The following is a 22,181-nucleotide window of genomic DNA, read 5'->3' as shown; positions in this document are numbered from 1 at the left end:
GCCCCTTTTCTATGGGTAAGGACGGGAGTACTACTCCAGTACTACTCGCCGGGTGATAGTGTAGTCGCCTACTTTCACCCGCAGCGTGTAGATACCCGTCGCCAGACCGCGCACCGACAGCGGAGCCTCGACGGCCCCGGCCTGCACGGCCAGATTCTGCGCCAGTACCTGCTGGCCCAGGGCGTTCAGCAAGGTAGCCTGCACCTGCTTGGTTTGCTCAGCGCCCCGGATGCGCAGCGTCACGGAGCCCGTGTTGCTGGGGTTCGGGAATACGCTTACCTCGCCACCGGGCAGGTCTTTGGCATTGCTCAGGATGCTTTGCTGCGCGCAGATGGTAAAGTCGCCGGTGGCATCGTTCGAGCCCCAGCCCGCTACCATCAGGTAGTACCTCGTGTTGGGCAGCAGGTTGGCCGTGAACGAGCCCACCGTCTGGTTGTTGCCGGCGCTGGCGCGGCAAGCCACCTGGGTCAGAGCCGTAGAGCACGAAGCCGCGGTGAAGATCCGGACCTGACCGGCCGGGCCACCCGTGGTTGTAATCTGCACGCCCGCGGCCGTATTCAGGTTAGCGGAAGTAGTCATTACAAACCACACGTCTTTTGGCGCGTTCGACGTGGTGCAGCCGGGGTTTACGTAGCCACTGGGCGTAGTGGTGGTAGCGCCCAGGTTGCTGGCCGTAACCGGCGTGCAGCTGTTGCTGTTCAGCGGCAGCGTAATAGCACCGCACACGTCGTTGTTGACCGGCGGGGCCGCTGGCGTGGTGAAGCACACCGGACCGGCGGGGCCGCTGGTGCCGGCCGTGGCGCCGCTGTTGCCGCAGTTCTGCGACACGTAGTAGCAGTACTCCTTGTTGCCCTGCAAGCCCGTCACATCCACGAACGTACCGGTGATACCCGTCAGGCGGGTGCCGGCGGCCGAGCCGGGCGTGAAGCCCTGCGGACCGTATTCCACGTTGAACGTGGCGCCGGCAATCGGGTCGGTGACGGCCCAGTTCAGGCGGGCACTGTTCGACAGCACGTTCGAAGCGTTCAGGCCGACCGGAGCCGGGCAGTTCGTATTCGAGCGCACGCACAGCTTGAAGCGGCCAAATACGTTGTTGCCGTACTCAAATATGCGGATGTAGAGTACTTCGCCGGGGGTGCGGTTGCTGAGGTCAATCATCGAGAAGTTGCCGTCGCCGTCGTCGTCGTCGCACTCCACCAGCGTCAGGGCGCCGCAGGTGCCGGAGTAGATGGCCATCCCCGTATCGGTGATGGAGCTGCCGGCTACCGAGTCGGTAGAGGCCACGATGTTGCCCGTAACGGGCACTACTACGCGGTACCATACGTCGCCGCCGAGGTAGCTGGAGCAACCCGGAGCCGGAATGTTCGGCGAGGAGGTAGCGCCTGCGTTGGTACCAACAATGCGGTTGGTGCAGGTGCTGCCCAGCTGCACGGCAACGCTGGTGGCCGTGGCACACTCGTCGTTAGCCGGCGGGGGCGACAGGGTCGTGAAGGAAGCCGGGCCCGAACGGACGCTGTTACCGGCGGTGCCCCCGCAGTTCTGCGTCACGAAGAACTGGTAAGGCGTGCCAGGATTCAGCGAAGTCAGGGTCAGCGAAGTGGTGGTCGACGTTACGACCGTACCCTGAGCCGAGCCGGGAATGAAGCCGAATACACCATACTCAACGGTGAACGGACCAGTGCCTCCCGAAACCGTCCAGCCCAGCGTCGCCGAGTTCTGGGTTACGCCAGAGGCCGCCAGGCCCGTGGGCGCGGCGCAGGTAGCCGGCGGCGTTACGCAAATGGTGAACGGACCCGTGGCGTCAGACGAGCTGTAGCCCGAGACGAATACGTAGTACGTGGTGTTGGCCGTCAGATTGGTCAGGTCCAGCGTACCGGCCCCGCCGGTGCTGGCGTTGAACTTACAGCCAACCTGAGTGAACGGACCAGCGCAGCTAGCGGCCGAGAATACCCGCACCTGACCCGCAGGCGTGCCATTTACCACCACGCTAACGGCGGTGCTGGCCGCGCCCGTAGCGGCAGTCGTAAACTTATACCATACATCGATGGGCGAGGTGGCAATACCGCACCCGGGGTTGGTGTAGCCGCTCGGCGTCGTGGTGGTCGCGCCGGCGTTGGAGCCCTGCGTGGGCGAGGTGCAACCCGCTACTACCGGCACGCTGATGGCGCCGCAAGGGTCGTCGTTGGCGGGCAGCGAAGTAACGCAGATGGTGAAGGCAGCATTAGCGGCCGTTGGCACGGTAGCACTATAGGAGTATACCCGTACGTAGTAGGTGCCGCCCACCGTCAGACCGGTGTAGGTCTTTACATTGGGGTCCGAGTAATCGACCGAAGTCAAAGCGCCGCAGCTACCCGAGAGCAGTTGCTGCACGTAGTCGCCCGTGCCGGTCAGCGTCACAACGTGTGACGTACCGGTAGCCACGAACTTGTACCATACGTCGTCATCGGCCGTGCCCACGGGCGCCGCCAGGCCCGCCGTGGCACCCGAGCCTTCCAGCGTACCGGCAGTGGCGCTGGCGCAAACGGGGCTAGTGCTTGGCGTGAGCGTAGTAGCGTTGGTGCAGGCGTCGTTGGCCGGGGGCAGAATGGGCGTCGGCGTAGTTACGCAGATGGTGAAGGCAGCGGCGGCGGCAGTCGGCAGCGTAGCACTGGCCGAGTACACGCGCACGTAGTAGGTGTTGCCCACCGTCAGGCCCGTATAGGTCTTGGCATTGGGGTCGGAGAAGCCGACCGAAACCAGAGACGAGCAGGTGCCCCCGAGCAGTTCCTGCACGTAGTCGCCCGTGCCGGTCAAGGTCACGGTGTGTGTAATGCCGGTAGCCACGAACTTGTACCACACGTCATCATCGGCCGTGCCGGTGGGCGTGGCCAGGCCCGCCGTGGGACCCGCATTTTCGACAGTACCATTGGTGGCCGAGGTGCAGGCTACGTTCAAAGCGTCCGGCGTCAGCGTCACGGCATTGGCGCAGAGGTCGTTGGCCGGCGGGATAATAACGGTCGGCGTGGTTACGCAGATCGTGAAGTTAGCGGCCGGCGCAACGGTCAGCGTGGAGCCGAACGAATACACGCGCACGTAATACGTGGCCCCCACCGTCAGACCGTTGTACGTCCGCTCGTTGGGGTCCGAGAAGCCCACCGACGTCAAGGCGCTGCAGTTGCCCGACAGAATTTCCTGCACGTAGTTGCCCGTGCCGGTCAGCGTGATGGTGTGGCTGGCGCCGGTGGCGACAAACTTATACCAGACGTCGTCGTCGGCGGTGCCAATGGGGGTAGCCAGGCCGGTCGTGGCCCCGGCACCTTCCACCGTACCATCGGTAGCCGCGGTGCAAGCCGCGTTCAAAGCCCCTGGCGTCAGCGTCACGGCATTAGCGCAGAGGTCGTTGCCGGGCGTAGCGGAAGTGGTAATGCAGATGGTGAAAGCGGCGGCGGCGCTGGTTGGCAGCACCGAGCTGTAGGAGTACACGCGCACGTAATAGGTTGTCCCTACGGTCAGCCCACCGTAGGTTCTTACGTTGGGGTCGGAGAAACCGACCGAGGTCAGCGCCGCGCAGCTACCCGACAGCAGCTCCTGCACGTAGTCGCCCGTGCCGGTCAGGGTTACGGTGTGTACGGTGCTGGTAGCCGTGAAGCGGTACCATACGTCGTCATCGGCCGTGCCGACGGGAGTCGCCAGGCCGGTCGTAGCGCCGGCACCTTCCACGGTACCGTTGGTGGCAGCCGTGCAGGCGGTGTTGGCCGGGGCCGGGGTCAGCGTCACGGCGTTGGCGCAGGTGTCGTTGCCGGGAGCCGTCGTCGTGGTCACGCAGATGGTGAAGGCGGCATTGGCCGCGGTCGGCAGCGCCGAGCCGTAGGAGTACACGCGCACGTAATAGGTGCTGCCCGGCGTGAGGCCAGTGTAGGTCTTGGCGTTGGGGTCAGAGAAAGCAACCGAGGTCAAAGCCCCGCAGCTGCCCGAGAGCAGTTCCTGCACGTAGTCGCCCGTGCCGGTCAGCGTGACGGTGTGTACGGCACTGGTGGCCACGAACTTGTACCACACGTCGTCGTCAGCCGTGCCCACGGGCGTAGCCAGACCAGTCGTGCCGTTAGAACCCTCTACCGAGCCGCTGGTAGCTGCCGAGCAGGCGGTACCAGGCGCTTCCGGGGTCAGCGTTACGGCATTGACGCACTCATCGTTGTTGGGAGGACCCACGGCGCGCGTCGTAAACGAGCCCACGGCGCTAATCACGCTGTTGCCATTGGCCCCGCAGTTTTGCGTTACGTAGAAGTCGTAGCCAGTGCTGGGCGTCAGGCCCGACAGCGTTACCGAGTTGGTCGAAGACGTAACGGTAGTCGCCGCGCTGGTGCCGGGCGTAAAGCCCGATAAGCCGTACTGGATGGTGAACGTACCCGTGCCAACTGACGACCAGGTTACGTTGGCCGTCGTGTTAGTGAACGAGGTTACAGCCAGATTACGCGGCTGCGGGCAGGCGGCCAAGGGAGCCGGCGTGAAGGCATACACCTGGCCGGTAGCGGGCTTGGTGTTGATGTTGGTGTTTTCGGTAGTGGAGCTGGCCGTGGGAGCAGCCGTAGCGTCGCTCAAAGCCAGGTACGAGCCGCTGCCCGTGCCTTGGCCAGCCAAGCCGATGGAAGCTCCCAACGTAGCAGTAGCGTTAGTAGCCCCCGACTCCTGACGGTAGATGAACTCTACGCGGTTGGAGCCTTCGTAGAGCTTTACCTGGAAGGACAATACCGGCACGCTGGCATTCCAGCGCCATTCCCAGTTCAGCCATTCAAAGGTGAATACGCGGTTGGGTGCCGTGCCGGTCGTGATGTATGAGCCGACACCCGTCGCCCCGGCGGGGTTGCCGTCCAGGTCGTCGAGCAGCGGGGCCACCATGGGCCGGGTGGCCGCCGTCAGGCCCGCCAGCGTCGAGGAGGGGTTGCTGGTACCGCTGGTATTAAAGGTCAGCCAGCCATTGGAAGAAGCTTTAACCTGGGTATAGGCAGCTCCGTCAAAAACGAAGCTAAATCCTAATGGAATAGCTCCTGACAGGTATGTATCGGCAGCCATGCCGGCTACTACCGTACCGCCGCTCACCGGAGTGAAAGTGCCCTGCGAGGCGGCAAACGAGTAAGTATCGACCTGCGCGCGGGCCGGAGCGGCTAGGCCCAGCCAGAAGCTGAGCAGGAAAAGTAAGGCTACTCGCCACCGTGTACTATGCGCATGCGCACAGCCAGTTATGCGATTAGCCCTTAGGCGTAAAGGTTTTTTCATCATCAATTGGTAAGATGGGGTGAAAAGAAAAAAACTGGTAAACAGGTGGGTTGCGAGAGTATTTCCGCGGAAGCTGCGATTGTAACTTAACCTACTCCCTCGTGTCCTAAATCTAAGACAGAGTTTTCGAATAGTGAAATAAGCCCGGACTAATTCTATTTATTATATCCTTTTTTAATTCAATTACTGGCCTAGACGGGGGTTGCAGCACTTTTTTTATACGCATAAAACAAATTCCTTCTATCTTACGGCAGCGTTTTTCCCACCCCTGCCCTCTTCTCATATCTTTCTAACTCTTCTTTAGTACATGAAGAAACTTTTACACGCCTCTTATTTTCTTGTAGTTGCCTGGTGTATTTCGCTGATTGGCATGTCAAGCGCGAATGCTACCCACATCCAGGGGGGGCAGCTCACTTATGAAGCCCTGGGCAACAACCGCTACAAGGTTTCGCTCACGGTGTTCCGGGACTGCGGCGGCGCCTCCTTCAGCAGCATTGAGCCGGAGCTTGACTACCGCTCGACCGGCTGCACCGGTGGCAGCTCAGTAGATATGGTCCTGGTGGGCAGCCCCGAAGCGGGCAGCCCCTACTGCCCCAACACGCCCGGCGGCCCCAGCCAGTGCGGCAGCGGCCTGCGCACCAACTACCAGAAAGGCACCTTCGAAGTAACCGTGACGCTGCCCCCAGCTGCCGAATGGATTCTGAGCGTGACTCTGAACGCCCGCCCCAGCGTAGCCAACATCAACCTGGGCAACGGTGACCTGTATTATGAGGCCCGCCTCAACAACCTGCTGCCCGGCAACCGGATCATCCAGAATACGTCGGCTCAGTACCAGGCCCTCGACATTCCGATTCCCTTCGTGTGCTACCAGCAGGAACGCACCGTTACGTTTTCCGCCACGGAACCCGATGGCGACTCGCTGGTTTACGCGCTGGCCAACCCGCTGCTGGGCTGCAACGAGCCCAACACGTACCGCTCCTACACCACCGTGGGCCGCTTCATCGACCTGACGCCCCCCAGTGGCCCCCCCTGCGGCGCCTACATCGTCAACAACTCGGGCACCTACAGCGCTACTTACCCGATTTCCTCGTTTAACGTGACGGGCAGCTGCCCCCTGAAAACGGCCACGCCCGCCTTCAACTTCAACGCCGCCCAGGGCAGCTTCACGTTCACGCCGTCCTTCTACAACCCGGCCGTCAACTCGGCCGACAACAAGTACGTCGTGGTAGGCCAGGTGACGGAATACCGCCGCTTCCTGGATGCCAACGGCAAGAAGATCTACTATAAGGTAGGCCAGGTTCGGCGCGACATGATGCTGGTCGTTATCGACTGCAACAACAACAACCAGCCCACGCCGCCCGTCGGCACCGGCTTTGTCAAATCGGGCGTTACCATCGTCAACTCCCGCGACTCTACCTTCGTTACGGCTTACACCTGTAACTACACGGAAGTACGTTTCCGCTTCAGCGACCCGAACCCCGGCGACATCCTGACCGTGACCTACCCCGAGCTGGACCCGCCGGTGCCAACCCTGGCCAAGCCCACCTACCTGCCCTCCGACGTGGCGACGTTCCAGCTGCTGGGCAACGGCACCAAAGCCCCGGCCGGTATTCTGCGGATTCAGCCTGACGTTCTTTTCGAAGGCAAAACCTACCGGATTCCGCTCAAGATTGAAGACAACGGCTGCCCCTTCAAAGGCGTGCAGTTCCGGACCATCGTGCTGAAGATTGGCAAAGGCAACTTCGCCAAAGTAGTGGCCTCCAGCGCCACGCCCACCATCTGCGAAGGCGCTTCCGTGGCCCTCACCGCTACCCCGTTCCGCCCCGACTCCGTAGGGTTGAACCCGGCCAAGTACGGCTACCAGTGGGATGCCGCCGAGGGCTTAGATGCTAACGATCTGGGCAAGCAGAACATTACCGTGAAACCCACCAAGACGACCCGCTACCGGGTGCGCATCCTGGGCAAGGATTTCCGCGAAGGCACCTGCTCCGATACGGCTTCGGTGCTGGTACGCGTAACGCCTGCGCTGAAAGCCAACTTCACGACGACCAGCCGCGGCGACAACAGCGGCCGGACCAACATTCCGGCCCGGATCTTCACCTTCAAGAATACCACCACCAACTCGGTCAGGACCGACAGCGCCCGCTGGACGTATCAGCGGGTGAAGGATGGCAAAGGCAACGCGGTAAACGAGAAGGAAGTTATTTTCTCGCGTAAGTACGACCCCGCCGAGCTGCTGCTGCGCGAGGGTGGCCAGTATGCCATCAAGCTGAGCACCTACAGCACTGTGGGTGGTGCCCAGTGCGTTACCAGCGAGAAAGTGACGCTGATTGAGGTACGCGACATTCCGAACGTGTTTACGCCCAACGGCGACAACATCAACGACAACTTCGTGCTGACGGCCGAAGAAACGGGCAGCAAGATTCAGATCTTCAACCGTTGGGGCCGCCTGATCAAGGAGTACACCAACTACAAGGGCGAATGGGACGGCAAAGACCAGCCCGCTGGCACGTACTACTATCTGCTCACCGACAAAGAGGGCAAAACCACCAAAGGCTGGGTCGAGCTGGCCCGCTAGCCCAGAGCAAAACAGCCAATAAAAAAGGCGCTGCGTAATCCGCAGCGCCTTTTTTGCGTCCATATAGTAAAGTGAGCCTCTAAGCTACGCCAGCCGGTGCCGTTCGTTTTTCACGGCGTTGGCCAGCGTCCAGGTTACTTCGTGGGCAAAGGCGTGCTGCCGCACCGGGCACTCGGGCATCAGGCACAGCGAGCAGGCGGCGAAGGTGCAGGGGTCGGCGTGCACGAACATCTCCACCTCCACGTCGAAGCGCTGCTTGATCAGGCTTTCGATGCGGTTCAGCTCGTTGTGGGTTTCCTCCAAGCTGAAGTAGTAGGGCATCTGCATGTGGCAGTCGATGTGCAGGTTGGCCCCGTAGCGCAGCACCCGCAGGTTGTGCACGTCAATCCAGGCGGGCAGGCGGTGGCGCTGCAGCTCGGCAATAACCTGCTCCACCGTGGCCACATCCGACTCATCCATCAGAGCCGACACCGAGCGGCGCACCATCCGGTAGCCATTGACCACGATAAATACCCCCAGCAGCAGGGCCGCACCGGCATCGAACAAGGCATTGCCCGTGAAAATGACCAGCACTAGGGCAATGCACGACACCAGGGTGCTCAGCGCGTCGATGTAGAGGTGCTGCCCGTCGCCGACCAGCGCCACCGAGTTCATCTTCTTGCCCGACGTCACCAGCAGGTACCCCACGCCCAGGTTGACCAGGGCCGTGGCCGCCAGCAAGAACATGCCGGTGTCGGGGCGGGCTACGGTGTGGGGGTGCAGGATGGCCATTACGGCACTGTAGAAGATGTATATGCCGGCAAACAGAATCAGCGCGCCCTCAAAGCCAACCGACAGGTACTCGATTTTGCCGTGGCCGTAGGGGTGGTTTTCATCCTTGGGCAAATCGGACAGATGGAGGCTGTAGAGGGCAAAGGCGCTGGTAACGACGTTGATAATGGACTCCAGCGCATCCGTCAGCACGGCCTGCGACCCGGTCAGAAAGTACGCGTAAAACTTAGTGGCCACCAGCCCGACGCTGACAACGAGCGACAGTAAACCAAGGCTGTTCTTGGAGGAAGTTAACGTCATAAGGAGAAGGAATGGCTCGAATAAGGCCTGCAAAAGTCCGGGAAAAAACCCACTTACCTACGCTTGGCAACCTTTTTCGGCTAAACGAGTATTTCAAGGGGCTTAAAAAAATGTTTAGGCTACCCTAAAAATTTGTTTCTTTGTTGAGCTAACTGATTTTCTATTCTTTATGCCTCCACTCCTACAAGCTTCCCCCGTGCCGCCCGTCGCCGAACCAAAGTCCGGCTGGCGCCAGGAGCGCAAGCATAATTCCTTGAGCGAAGTCTACGCCAGCATCCGGGTGCCGGCCGCCAATGCTTCTTTTTGGCGGAAGCTGATGGCGTTCTGGGGCCCGGGCCTGATGGTGGCCGTGGGCTACATGGACCCCGGCAACTGGGCCACCGACATTGCCGGCGGCTCGCGCTACGGCTATACGTTGCTTTCCGTCATTCTGATTTCCAACTTGTTTGCCATGCTGCTCCAGCACCTGGCCGCCAAGCTGGGCATCGTGACGGGGCGCGACCTGGCCCAGGCCTGCCGCGACCATTACTCCAAGTCCGTGGCCATGGTGCTCTGGGTGTTCTGCGAGGTGGCCATTGCCGCCTGCGACCTGGCCGAGGTCATCGGCTCGGCCATTGCCCTGAACCTGCTCTTTGGCCTGCCCCTGCCCTGGGGCGTGGTGCTCACCATTCTGGACGTGCTGGTGGTCTTGTTTTTCCAGAACAAGGGTTTCCGGGTGATTGAGAGCATCGTGGCCGGGCTTATCGTGGTCATTTTCGGCTGCTTCCTCTACGAAATCCTGGTGTCGCACCCCGACTACCTGGGCATTGCCAAGGGCCTAGTGCCCCAGAAGGAGGTCGTGACCAACCCGGGTATGCTCTACATTGCCATCGGTATCCTGGGCGCTACCGTGATGCCCCACAACCTGTATTTGCACTCCAGCATCGTGCAGACCCGGGCCATCGAGCAGACCGAGCCCGGTAAGCGCATGGCCATCAAGTTTGCCACGATTGACTCGACGGTGGCCCTATTCCTGGCTTTCTTCGTGAATGCCGCCATTCTGGTGACGGCGGCGGCAGCCTTCCACGAAAACGGCTTGTTTCACGTGGCCGACATTACCGATGCCCACAAGCTGCTGGCGCCCGTGCTGGGAGCCGGCGCTGCCAGTGCCGTGTTTGCCGTAGCCCTGCTGGCCTCGGGCCAAAACTCAACCCTGACGGGCACCCTGGCCGGGCAGATTGTGATGGAAGGCTTTCTGGATCTGAAACTTAAGCCCTGGGTACGCCGCCTGATAACGCGCGGCATTGCGGTGCTGCCGGCTCTGGCCGTAACGATTCTCTACGGCGAAAAAGGCACCGCCGACCTGCTCGTGCTCAGCCAAGTGATTTTGTCGTTGCAGCTCAGCTTTGCGGTAGTACCCCTGGTGCTGTTCACGGGCAGCGAGGCCAAAATGGGCGTGTTCGTCAACCGGCCGGGGCTACAACTGGTGGCCTGGTTGGTGTCGGGCATCATCATCGTGCTCAACCTGTACCTGTTGTTCACTACTTTCTTCAAGTAACCCAAAGGCGCAGGGCATTCCGCTTTGCGCCTTTTTCACGACTCCATTTTTAGACTCGTCTAAATAAAAATCAAAGTACATTCTAAACTTCGCCTATTCCGCTATGAAAACACTTCTGCTCTGTACGCTGCTTCTGCTTACTGCCATCATAGCCCAGGCCCAAACCGGCAGCATTAAGGGCACGGTGCGGACCGAGGGCAAAGTGGTGCCCTTCGCCAGCATTGGTTTGAAGGGAACTACGCTGGGCGCCACGGCCGATGAGAATAGTGCTTTCACGCTGCATAAAGTGCCGGTGGGGCCGCAGCGGGTGGTAGTCAGTGCGGTGGGGTTTCTGCCGACCGAGCGGGCCGTTACCGTTGTAGCCGGGCAAACGGCGACGCTGAGCTTTGCCTTGAGCGGGGCCAGCAACGAGCTGGGTAGCGTGGTGGTGAGCGGCACGCTGAGCGAAGTGGTGAAAAGCCAGTCGCCGGTGGCGGTGGAGATTTACACGCCGCGCTACTTCCAGAAGAACCCCAGCGCCTGCCTGTTCGAGAACCTGACGATGGTCAACGGGGTGCGGCCCCAGCTCAACTGCAACATCTGCAACACCGGCGACATCCACATCAACGGGCTGGAAGGACCCTACACGATGGTGCTCATCGACGGCATGCCCATCGTCAGCTCCCTGTCCACGGTGTACGGGCTCAGCGGGATTCCCAACAGCATGGTCGACCGGATTGAGGTGGTGAAAGGGCCCGCCTCCACCCTCTACGGCTCGGAGGCGGTGGGCGGACTAATCAACGTTATTACCAAGAACCCGGCAAAAGCGCCTCGCTTTACGGCCGATGCCTTCGGGACTTCCCACGGCGAAATGAACCTGGATTTGGGCACGGCCGCCAAAGTCGGACGGGCCACTACCCTGCTCAGCGCCAACCTGTTTGGTTACGACCAGCGCCGCGACGTGAACGAGGACGGCTTTACCGACCTGCCGACCCAGAAGCGGGCCTCGGTGTTCAACAAATGGTCGTGGCAGCGGCCCCAGGAGCGGGTGGCCAACCTGGCCGGGCGCTACTACTACGAGGACCGGTTTGGCGGGCAGCTGGGCTGGAAGCCGGAGTTTCGGGGCGGCGACAGTATCTACGGGGAGAGTGTGTACACCGGCCGCTACGAGTTGCTGGGCCAGTACCAGCTGCCGGTGGCGGGCCAGAAACTGATGCTCAGCGGCTCTTATAACCAGCACCGCCAGAACTCGGCCTACGGCACCACGCTTTACCGCGCCACCCAGCGCGTGGGCTTCGGGCAGCTGACGTGGGCCCGCGACCTGAGCATCCGGCACGGCCTGCTGCTGGGCGCCACTTACCGCTACACCTGGTACGACGACAACACGCCCGCCACGGCCCGCCTCGCCGGCGACCAGACCGTGAGCCAACCCGACAAGACCAGCCTGCCCGGCGTTTTTGTCCAGGATGAGTGGAAAGTAACCGAAAACGCGACCCTGCTGGCCGGCCTGCGCTACGACTACAACTCGGTGCACGGCAGCATTTTGTCGCCGCGGCTCAACTACAAGTGGAGCAAGCCCGACAACAGCCAGGTGGTGCGCGTGGGTGTCGGCAACGGCTACCGGGTCGTGAACCTGTTTACGGAAGACCACGCCGCCCTGACCGGGGCCCGGCAGGTGGTGGTGCCCGAGGCACTGAAGCCCGAGCGGAGCTGGAACGCCAACGTCAATTACCAACGCTTCTTCAGCACCGGCGCGGGTCAATTGACCGTCGACGCCAGCGCGTTTTACACCTACTTCACCAACAAAATAAGCCCCGACTACACCACCGACGTCAACCAGATTATTTACCGCAACCTCGACGGCTACGCCGTGTCGCGGGGGCTGACGCTGAACACGGACCTGACGTTTTCCCGGCCCCTGAAAGTTATTGCGGGCATCACGCTGATGGACGTATTCCGGCAGGAGCGGCCCGAGGGTGGCGGGGCTCGGCGGCGGGTGCAGCAGCTGCACGCCCCGGTTTTTTCGGGCACCTACGCCGTGAGCTACACCCTGGCCCGCCTGGGCGTGGTGGTAGACTATACCGGGCAGGTGAACGGGCCGATGCAGCTGCCGGTGCAGCCCAACGACTACCGCCCGGCCCGCTCCCCGTGGTATTCGTTGCAGAACGTGCAGCTCACCAAACGCCTCGGTGAGCACCTGGAAATCTACGGCGGCCTGAAAAACCTGCTCGACTTTCTGCCCCGCCACGTGCTCATCCGCGCCTTCGACCCCTTCGATAAGTACGTGACCCAGGACAACCCCAACGGCTATTCCTTTGACACTGAGTACAACTACGCCCCGGTGCAGGGCCGGCGCACGTTCCTGGGTTTGCGCTATACGCTCTAAGTACTATCCGGCAAATTGCGAAATTGCGCTAAAGCGTACACCGGCCGCCGAGCTTCTGCGTATGCGGGCTGAATAGTACAATTTTCTTCCGCCCCGCGCCATGAAGCTCTGCTTTCTACTCCTGACCACACTGTTCCTTTCTTCCGCCGCCGTTGCCCAGAACGCCGACTCCATCACGGCCAAGGCCGGCTACAACCTGTTTCATCCCACGCCCCGCCACCTGATGCGGGAGCTGCGGCCCGACCGGCCCGGCTTTTCCGAAAGCCCGTTTACCGTGGACCCCGGCCATTTTCAAGTGGAAAGTGACTTGTTGCGCCTCGTCAATAAGCAGGAAGAAACCCACCACGAGCGGAATTTCTACCTCAACCACGCCCTGCTGAAACTGGGCCTGACCACCCACACCGACATTCAGGCTGAGCTGGACACGTACTCGTTCGAAAAGCAGTGGGACGACGACAACCCGGAGCCCGAGCGGCACCAGGGCTTCGGCGACGTGACCCTGCGGCTGAAACACACCCTGTTTGGGGAAGACGGCAAACCCGACGCGCTGGCCATTATCGGCTTCGTGCGGCTGCCCGTGGGCAAAGCCGTGGGCGGCAGCGTGACGGAATACGGCCTGCTGGTGCCCTACAGCCACGATTTCAGCAAGGAGTTCAACGTCCAGTTCCAGCTGCGCGGCGACTACGACTACGACCTGGACAACGAGCAGCGCTACGTGCTGCTGGCCCCCAGCACCGCCATCGACTACGAGTTTTCGAAGTTTCTCTCGGCCTTTGCCGAGGTAGTGGGCCAGTGCAACACGCGCCAGTCCGACTGGCAGGCGTCGTTCAACGTGGGGCCGCAGCTCCACCTGAGCGACAACCTGATTCTGGACTTTGGCACCCACCTGGCACTGACCAAGGACACCGACCACGAATATTTTCTCGGGGTGAGTTTCCGCCGCTAAGCTGGCCTACGTCGGCAAAAAGGCCCGCCCTGTTCCAGGGCGGGCCTTTTTGCCGAGGCAGCGCGTGGGTCTTGCCGCCCTGCTACACCAAACCTGGCAGTCGGCTGAACTCACTGCCCAGAATGGCCCGGTCGTCGGCCCCGAGCCAGTCACGCAGCACGGTGGCGTACACGCTGCGGAAGTCGAGCTGGTATTTCAGGTCGCCCTGGTCGAGGTTGAGCAGATCGGGAGCGTCGTTGAGGATGCCTTTCTGGCGCAGGCCGCCGCCGAGTAGCAGCACGTTGTTGGCCGTACCGTGGTCGGTGCCGTTGCTGGCGTTCTGGGTCACGCGGCGGCCAAACTCGGAAAAGACCAGAATCAGCGTGTCGTTGAGCTGCCCGCTTTTCTGCAAATCCTCTACGAAAGCGCCCAGCCCACCCGATAAGTCGCCGAGCAGCTTGCCCTGCTGCTCCTGCTGCCGCACGTGGGTGTCGAAGCCGGTGAGCGAGACGTAAAACACCCGGGACTCGATGCCGGAGTTAATCAGCTCGGCGGTGGTTTTGAGGTTCTTGCCAAAGTCCGTATTCGGGTACGTTATGGCCGATTTGTAGACCTTGGACGTCTGGTAGAGGTAGTCGGCCGAGGAGGCCGTTTCGGCCAGGGTCTTGTACAGATAATCCAGCTCGGAGCCGCTGCCGCCGGCTTTTTCCCCGCTCACCTGCTTGATAAACCGGTTTTGGGTCACTTGGTGAAACTTCTCCGGGTTTTTCAGGGCCAGGCCTTTGCGCAGCTCGCCCTTCATGGCCAGGCTCAGCGTGTCGTCTACTTCCAGGCCGTTGTAGGGCATCTGGCAGCCGGGGCAGTTCGAGTCGAGGTAGCGGCCCAGCCAGCCGGTCGTCACGTACTGATCCGACGCCGAGCCGCTCTGCCAGATGTCCATCGAGCGGAAGTGCGACCGGTCGGGGTTGGGGTAGCCCACGCTGTTGAGCACGCCCACCAAGCCCTGGTCGTAAAGGCCCTTGAGCTGGGTCATGTGGGGGTTGAAAGCCAGGTCTTTATCCAGGGTCAGCAGGCCGCTTTGCTCCTTGAGGCCCAGCGTCGGGCGGGCTTTATAATACAGGTCGTTGCGGAAGGGCACCACCATGTTCAGGCCGTCGTTGCCGCCCCCGAGCTGCACCACCACCAGGCGCTTGCCGTTGGAATTGCGCAGCTGCTGCACGCCCTGGGCATCGAGGGCGTGCAGGAATTTGGGCACGAACAGCAGGGAGCTGGCCAGCACCGAAGTTTTCAGAAAGTCGCGGCGGGAAGTAGGCATAGCGTTGTCTTTTAGATTTTTGCAGAAGGCTAATAACTAGTTCCCCTCCTTTTTTCAAGGAGGGGTGCCCGAAGGGCGGGGTGGTTTACTAGAACTAGAAAATTAGAGCTAGCTCGTTGTTCAACGATTGAACCACCCCTAACCCACGCCGCTTGATGCGCGGAATTTGAAAAAAGGAGGGGAACTAGCTTTTCTAGCTCCTCGCTCTTCACATCAGCTGGTACTCGGGCAGGCTGAGCAGGCTCGTCACCATCGTGCGCAGGCGGCCGTCGGCGGGGGCTTGCTGGGCCACTTGCGCCACGAGCCGCAGGTTTTCGGGCCGGATGGGTGCCTGTAGCAGAAACTGGCTGAGGACCGTGGGTTGCTGAGCTTCGGGCGTTTTGGCCAGCAGCACACCCAGCGGGGCCAGCTTGGCCTTGGCCTGCACCTGCTGGCGAAACGTCCGGTCGGCGCGGGTTTGCTGGGGGTCGAGGTCATTTTCGTCTTCCTTCAGGGCAATGCTGATTTCGGCGTTTTTGAGCAACACGGCGGGCAGCTGCAGCCGGAACAGCAGCGTGGAAGAGTCAATCCAGCTCCGCCCCCCGGCCCAGCCGGCCACGTTTGGCGGCTCAAACAAGGTCTGGCCCAGGGCTTTCTGGAACACAATCAGCGGCTTCTGGTCCTGTAGCTCCACGCCCAGGGTGCGCTTGATGCCGGCCAGCAGCTCGATGGGCGACTTGATGCGGGTGCCCACGTTGGCCGCGTCATAAAACCAGTCGGCCGTGAACAGGCGCTCCACCAGGTCACTGATGTCGTAGCCGCTCCGGAAAAACGCTTGGGCCAAAGGCTGAATGTGGGCCGGGTTGGGCGTGTCGTTGACGAAAAACCGGTAGAGCTTGGTAGCAATGAACTCGGCGGTTTGGGGCTGTTCCAGGATGATGCGCAGAACATCCTCGCCGCCGAAGTTGCCGGTGCGGCCCAGAAACGTCTTGGAGCCGGCGTCGTGCTGCCGCTCCCGAAACACGAACTGCCCCTGTGCGTCGTAGCTCCAGCCGGTGAAGGCCCGGGCGGCTTCCTTCACGTCCTGCTCGGAGTAGTGCCCCCGCCCGATGGTGAACAGCTCCATGACCTCGCGGGCAAAGTTTTCGTTGGGGTGCTGCTTGCGGTTTTGCTGGTTGTTGAGGAATTGCAGCATGGCCGGCTCCTTGCTCACGGCCAGTAGCAGGTCGCCGAATTTGCCCAAAGCCAGGCGCCGGATGGTGTTGTTGAGCTGCAAAGCGGCGTCGGGGCGGCGCACCCGGCAGGCGAAGTGGCCGTGCCAGAAGAAGGTGAGCTTCTCGCGCAGCTGGGCCGGCGAGGAGGCCATGCGCTCCAGCCAGCCGGTGTTCATCGTGTAAAAAGCCTCCCGGATCTGCCGGTTCTGGGCCTTGCGCTGCTCGGGCGTCAGCTCGCCTTTCTTCAGGGCCGGGGCCTGGGGGTCCTGGCGCAGGTCGGGCATGGGGGCCGGGGTCATGGCCTGCATTTCGGCGGCCTCAATCCGGGGGCCGGCCAGGGGCTGAACCGCGGCCGAATCGTGCAGCAATTGCCGCAACGCCTTGCGCGGATTGGGGTTGGCGGCAATATCCTGCGGCCGGGGCCCAAAACCCGCCCGCCAGTACAAATGCTGCAGTTGCTGTTGGTTCGTCATACTGCTTGGACGCAGTCTGACCACCAGGGTTTAATATGGATGGCTGCGGGCAGGCGTATAACGTCTGTCATCCTGAGCAAAGCGAAGGACCTTATCACGCTAGAACGAGTCGTAACAACGTGATAAGGTCCTTCGCTTTGCTCAGGATGACAGACGAACAAGAGGCAGCCCCTGTTTAGAAGCGCGCCCCCACTACCACAGTCTTCTTGTACTCCTTTTTGTCGCCGCCGGGCTGGAGCAGCTCAATGTGCAGCACGTAGTAGCCGACGGGCACCTTGCGGCCCTGGTCGTTGAGGCCGTCCCACTGGAAAAAGCCGGACGTGGCCATGGTTTCGTTGCGCACGAGGCGCCGCGCCAACCGCCCCTGCGCGTCGTACACCGTGATGCTGGCCGCGTAGCCGGTCCGGTCGAGGGTGTAGTTGAGGGTGGTGAAATCCTGCTGACCGTCGGCGTCGGGGGTGAACACCTCGGGCTCCAGGGCAAAAAGTTTGTCGCCGCCGGGGTCGTCCTGATACTGGGAGTTGCGGCGGCCGGGCGTGGCATAGCCCACGGCGCTGGCCGCCGAGTGGAAGTTGCCGGCCACGCTCGGCCCATCGGTCCGAATCCGCTCCAGCGACACGCCATCCTTGGTATCGAGCAGGGCCAGGTGCTGCGCCTCGCTGTAAGCGTAGCGGTCCAGCACCCGGTTCTGCGAATCGTATACCACGACGGTACCGGCATCGTCGGGAAAGGTAGGCAGCGCGGGCATAGCCAGAAACGCGGCCGGGTCGTTGGTCGGGTACTGACTCTGCACGATGTCGGGCCGGGTGGTCAGCACCACCAGCTGCCCGGGAGCCAGCACGTAGGGCCCACTGCTGATGGGCTCCTTATCGGGCGCGCCACTACCGGGCAAGCTGGCCAGCTGCCAGCCCTGCAGGTTCAGATACTTGTTCGAGCGGTTAAGCAGTTCCACGAAGTCCACGGCGTTGGTGCGCGGGTTAAACAGGATTTCGTTGATAACCACGTCGTTTGCCACGGGGTCAGAGGGCAAGCCAAACGAGGCCGTGGCCGCCGCGCCGGTGGCGTTGCCCACGCAGTCGGTGGCGCGCTGCACGCTCACGGTTATGGCCTGGGTGGCGGCCAGCGCCGAGCTCAGGGTCAGGTCCACGGCCCGGAAGTCGGGCGACACGGGGGCGGCCTTGCTCACCAGCTGGCCAGTGCTGAGGGTGTACAGCGCCGGGTTGGCGGCAGCCACGCTGTCGAGCTTTTCGCCGAAAAACAGCCGCACCAGCGTGGGGCTGATGGCCACGGCCCGCAGCAGGGCCGGCGCGGTCCGGTCGGGGTTGGTGGCCCGCACCGAGTTGGCCCGGCCCGGGGTGCCCCCGCTCACGTCGGTGCTGGCCGTCCAGTTTTCGATGCCGCCGCAGGGGTTGCCGGTGTCCACCATTTCCAGGGCCCAGCCCCCATCTTTCTTAGCGCCATCCTTGTACCAGGTGCTGGAATACGCGAGTTCAAACAACGTGCGGCCGTCGCGGGCCTTGAGCAGCAGTTGGTCGCCCTCGTTGGAGAGGCTGGGAAAGTTGCTCAGGCCGAACACCGTGCCGTAGCGGGCAAACAGGGCCGTGCGCGTGCTGCTGCACACCACCGCGTACTGGCCCGGCTGCAGGCGCGTGGTGTCGGGAAAGACGGCGGCCGTGCTGCTGCCGGGCTTCAGCAGCCGCACGCCGCCCAGGTCCAGAATCCGGGTGCTGGGGTTGTGGATTTCCAGGTATTCGGAGGCCGGCAGCCCCACCGTCGGGGTTTCATCGGCCAGAATTTCGGTGATAATAACCTGCCCCGCCGTGGGCACCGAGGGCAAGCCAAACGTGGTGGAAACGGCCGCGCCGGTGGCATTGCCCACGCAGTCGACGGCGCGCTGCACGGTGGCGGTATAAATCTGCGCGGCCACCAGCGGGGTAGCCAGCGTCAGCTCCACGGCCCGGAAGTCGAACGGCACGGGCGCGACGCGCTGAAGGGTGAGGGCCGGCGTTACGCTGTAGAGGGCCGGATTGGCTACCTGCGCGCTGTCGAGCTTTTCGTCAAACTCCAGGCGCACCACCGTGGGGCTAATCACCGTGGCCCGGCGCAGCAGGGGCGCGGTCTGGTCGGCGTTGCTGGCCCGCACCGAGTTGGCCCGGCCGGGCGTGCCGCCGCTGGGGTCGTTGCTGGCCGTCCAGTTGGCGGCCCCGCCGCAGGGGTTGGCCGTGTCAATCATTTCCAGGGTCCAGCCCCCGTCTTTCTTGGCCGGGTCGCGGTACCAGGTATCGGCGTAGCGCACCTCGAAAATCGTGCGCCCGTCGCGGCCGCGCAGCAGTAGCTCGTCACCGGCGTTGGTCAACGACGGAAAGTTGCTCAGGCCAAACACTTTGCCGTAGGCCGCAAACTGCGCCACGCGGGTGCTGCCGCATACCACGGCATACTCGCCGGGCAGCAGCTGAGCCCCGGCCGCAAATACGGCCGGCGTCGTGGTGCTGGTGGTGCGCAGCAGCCGGATGCCGCCCAGATCCAGCGTCTGGGTGGCCGAGGGGTTGTGAATCTCGATGAACTCGGAGGCCGGCAGCCCCACCACCGGCGACTCGTCGGCGTAGATTTCGGTGATGAGCAGCTGGTAGTAGCCGGGCGCGGCGGGCGGGGGCGTGAAGCTGAGCGGAGCCGTGAGCGGACCGGCGGCCACGTTGCCGTAGAGGTCGGCCACGTTGCGCACCTCCAGGGTGCTGGCCCCGGCGGGCAGGTCGGCGGCCAGGGTCAGGTGCACCAGGGCCGGGTCGGTGGCGTCGCGCTGGGCCGCCGTAATGGCCGGGGCCCCGGTGGCTGCCAGCCGGTAGCTGGCCACGCTCTGGGCGGCCGACATGACCTCATTGAACAGCACGTCTACCTGCCGGGCACTGACGATGCTGGCGCTTTGCAGCAGCGGGGCCGTGGCGTCGGTGATGCGGAACTCGTCGAAGTAGAAGTTGCGGTTGTTGGTCGAGGAATACGTCAGGCCCACGCCGAAGTAGTTGCTGCGCGGGTGGGTGGCATCCGTCACGGTGCCTTCGGCGACGTAAGTGGTGCCGCCGGTCAGGTCGCGCTCCAGGGTCCAGACGTTCTGCACGGAGCGCGTCACGCGCACCCGCACCAGGTTGTTGGTCGTGGAGCTGAGCGTGGTGTTCTGCCCGTCGATGATGGCCGTGGCCGTGGCATTGGCGTTTTTGCGGAACAGCGACACCTCGTCGTCGGTGCCGCCCAGGCGCACGAAGTAGCCCTTGTTGGCCGGGGCCCGCAGGTCGGCCAGGTCCGATATTAGCCACACGTCGGCGTAGTTGGAGCCCGAGGTAGCCAGGCGCAGGTTGGCCCAGAATTCCCAGACGGTGCCCGTGGCGGCCTGGCTGGCCGTTACGAGCTGGGTGTTGCTGGGCGTAATGGCCGGGCCGTTGCTTTGCAGCTGCAGGGCGGCATTGACCTGAAAATCGGCCGTACCGCCGCTCCAGGCCGGGTTTTGGGTGAAGTCGCCGTCGGCAAACGTCTCCGTGAGCTGAGCCCGGGCCGGCCGCGCGAAGCCCAGCACGGCGGCCAAGAGCAGGAGAATCCGGGGGTGGAAATGCAGAGAAGGGAATATTCTTTTTGCGGTAGAGGTTCTCTGCATAGTAGGTTTGTAAAAAAGCCGGAGGGCGCCGCGTATCCTGGTGCGCACGAACTGCCTAAGTAACTTGCTTTTCCCGACATTTACCACGCGTGCGGCCCTGCTGGCCGCCGCTTTTTTTCTCTAATTGCCATGAAAGTAGCCGTAGTAGGTGCCACCGGTCTGGTCGGGGGCGAAATGTTGAAAGTACTGGCCGAGCGGAATTTCCCGGTCACGGAGCTGCTGCCGGTGGCCTCGGAGAAATCCGTGGGCCTGCCCATTGAGTTTCAGGGCAAAACCTACCACGTCATCAGCATGGACGACGCCATTGCGGCCCGCCCCGACGTGGCCATCTTCTCGGCCGGCGGCAGCACCTCCAAGGAGCAGGCCCCGCGCTTCGCCGAAGTCGGCACCGTGGTTATCGACAACTCCTCGGCCTGGCGCATGGACCCCACCAAGAAGCTGGTCGTGCCCGAAATCAACGCCAAGGAGCTGACTGCGGACGACAAGATTATTGCCAACCCCAACTGCTCCACCATCCAGATGGTGCTGTCGTTGCACAAGCTCCACGAGGCCTACAAAATCAAGCGCATCGTGGTGAGCACCTACCAGAGCGTGACGGGCACCGGCAAAAAGGCCGTGGACCAGATGCTGGAAGAGCGCGCCGGCCAAACGGCTTCCAACCCCGCCTACCCCCACCGCATCGACCTGAACGTGCTGCCCCACATCGACGTGTTCGAGGACAACGGCTACACCAAGGAGGAAATGAAGATGGTGAAGGAAACCAAGAAAATCCTCGGCGACGACTCCATCCAGGTGACGGCCACCGCCGTGCGCATTCCCGTGATGGGCGGCCACTCGGAAGCCGTCAACGTGGAGTTTGAAAAGGAATACGAGCTGGCCGACGTGTACCGCATCCTGCGCGAAACCGAGGGCGTGGAAGTCGTCGACGACGTGACCCGGAACAGCTACCCCATGCCCAAGGATGCCCACGGCAAAGACGCCGTGCTGGTGGGCCGCCTGCGCCGCGACGAAAGCCAGCCCCGCACCCTGAACATGTGGGTGGTGGCCGACAACCTGCGCAAGGGTGCCGCCACCAACGCCGTCCAGATTGCCGAGCACATGATTCAGCTGGGTTTGCTGAAGGCGTAAGCCGGATTATTCAGCACTTTATTGTCAGTACGCGCGGAAAGCGGCAGGGAAAGCAGTTATCTTTCGCTGCCGCTTTTGTGTGAACAATGCAAAGGGCTGTCATTCACTTCTTTTTCCCTCCTATTTCTATGCGCATACCTTTACCCCTTGCGTTAGCTACCACCCTACTGCTGAGCAACAGCTGCGCGACCATCGTCAGCAAGCCCCGCTACCCGGTCAGCATTACCAGCCAGCCTCCGGGGGCCACGTTTACCGTCACCGACATTGACGGCAAGGAAGTATTCACCGGCGTAACGCCCTCGGCCGTGCAGCTGAAACCGGGCGCCGGCTATTTCCAGAAGCAGGAATACACGATTAAGTTTTCCCTGGCCGGCTACGAGCCCAAAACCACGACCATTACCGCCGATTTCAACGGCTGGTACCTGGGCAACCTGCTCTTCGGCGGCGTTATCGGCATGCTGATCGTCGACCCGCTGACCGGCGCTATGTATCGCATCACCGACAAGGAAGTGCAGGGCACGCTGGTAACCGGCGGGCAGGGCCTGGCGCCGACCCAGGACGGCAGCCTCCAGATTGTCTCGATTGAGGACGTGCCGCTGCCGCTGCGCGAGAAGATGCAGCCGCTGCCCACCAAGCAGTAAGCAGCCCCGACTCCCACAAAAAAAAGCCCCGGACCGCCGGGGCTTTTTTTGTACTGCAA

At 62.4% G+C, this 22,181-nt stretch carries 11 protein-coding genes; 6 read left to right on the top strand and 5 right to left on the bottom strand.

Annotated features, from left to right (window positions below; all coding sequences use genetic code 11):
- Positions 1-30 precede the first annotated feature (30 nt).
- Positions 31-5,049 carry a fibronectin type III domain-containing protein gene (locus E5K00_RS16235; RefSeq protein WP_167856925.1) on the bottom strand — a complete coding sequence of 1,673 codons (5,019 nt, stop codon included), beginning with the start codon at positions 5,047-5,049 and terminating at the stop codon, positions 31-33.
- Between the two features lie 574 nt (positions 5,050-5,623).
- On the opposite strand from E5K00_RS16235, the gene E5K00_RS16230 reads away from it, so the two are divergent.
- On the top strand, positions 5,624-7,831 hold the full coding sequence (locus E5K00_RS16230; protein ID WP_135464360.1) for a gliding motility-associated C-terminal domain-containing protein: 2,208 nt from the start codon (positions 5,624-5,626) through the stop codon (positions 7,829-7,831).
- Positions 7,832-7,915: 84 nt separating this feature from the next.
- On the opposite strand, the gene E5K00_RS16225 is transcribed toward E5K00_RS16230, so the two are convergent.
- Positions 7,916-8,902 carry a cation diffusion facilitator family transporter gene (locus E5K00_RS16225; RefSeq protein WP_135464359.1) on the bottom strand — a complete coding sequence of 329 codons (987 nt, stop codon included), beginning with the start codon at positions 8,900-8,902 and terminating at the stop codon, positions 7,916-7,918.
- Between the two features lie 169 nt (positions 8,903-9,071).
- Between E5K00_RS16225 and E5K00_RS16220 the strand changes: the two genes are divergently transcribed.
- From E5K00_RS16220 to E5K00_RS16210, 3 genes are all read left to right on the top strand, one after another.
- Positions 9,072-10,439, top strand: coding sequence for an Nramp family divalent metal transporter (locus E5K00_RS16220; RefSeq protein WP_135464358.1), 1,368 nt, complete (start codon positions 9,072-9,074; stop codon positions 10,437-10,439).
- A gap of 103 nt (positions 10,440-10,542) precedes the next feature.
- Complete coding sequence (locus E5K00_RS16215) at positions 10,543-12,804, top strand: TonB-dependent receptor (protein ID WP_135464357.1); 2,262 nt, start codon at positions 10,543-10,545, stop codon at positions 12,802-12,804.
- Positions 12,805-12,904: 100 nt separating this feature from the next.
- Positions 12,905-13,750, top strand: coding sequence for a transporter (locus tag E5K00_RS16210; protein WP_135464356.1), 846 nt, complete (start codon positions 12,905-12,907; stop codon positions 13,748-13,750).
- A gap of 82 nt (positions 13,751-13,832) precedes the next feature.
- On the opposite strand, the gene E5K00_RS16205 is transcribed toward E5K00_RS16210, so the two are convergent.
- From E5K00_RS16205 to E5K00_RS16195, 3 genes are all read right to left on the bottom strand, one after another.
- Positions 13,833-15,044, bottom strand: coding sequence for a DUF1501 domain-containing protein (locus tag E5K00_RS16205; RefSeq protein WP_135464355.1), 1,212 nt, complete (start codon positions 15,042-15,044; stop codon positions 13,833-13,835).
- Between the two features lie 208 nt (positions 15,045-15,252).
- Positions 15,253-16,710 carry a DUF1800 domain-containing protein gene (locus tag E5K00_RS16200; RefSeq protein WP_135464354.1) on the bottom strand — a complete coding sequence of 486 codons (1,458 nt, stop codon included), beginning with the start codon at positions 16,708-16,710 and terminating at the stop codon, positions 15,253-15,255.
- Positions 16,711-16,885: 175 nt separating this feature from the next.
- A complete protein-coding gene (locus tag E5K00_RS16195; RefSeq protein WP_135464353.1) occupies positions 16,886-20,353 on the bottom strand; it encodes a lamin tail domain-containing protein in 3,468 nt (1,155 codons plus the stop codon).
- Between the two features lie 129 nt (positions 20,354-20,482).
- On the opposite strand from E5K00_RS16195, the gene E5K00_RS16190 reads away from it, so the two are divergent.
- Positions 20,483-21,481 carry an aspartate-semialdehyde dehydrogenase gene (locus E5K00_RS16190; protein WP_135464352.1) on the top strand — a complete coding sequence of 333 codons (999 nt, stop codon included), beginning with the start codon at positions 20,483-20,485 and terminating at the stop codon, positions 21,479-21,481.
- Positions 21,482-21,609: 128 nt separating this feature from the next.
- Positions 21,610-22,122, top strand: coding sequence for a peptidase associated/transthyretin-like domain-containing protein (locus tag E5K00_RS16185; protein ID WP_135464351.1), 513 nt, complete (start codon positions 21,610-21,612; stop codon positions 22,120-22,122).
- Positions 22,123-22,181: the final 59 nt, after the last annotated feature.

The sequence above is a fragment of the Hymenobacter aquaticus genome (assembly GCF_004765605.1).
GTDB classification, from domain to species: Bacteria; Bacteroidota; Bacteroidia; order Cytophagales; family Hymenobacteraceae; genus Hymenobacter; species Hymenobacter aquaticus.
The sequence above is the reverse complement of the archived record's forward strand: the minus strand, read 5'-3'. Positions and strand labels throughout refer to the sequence as shown.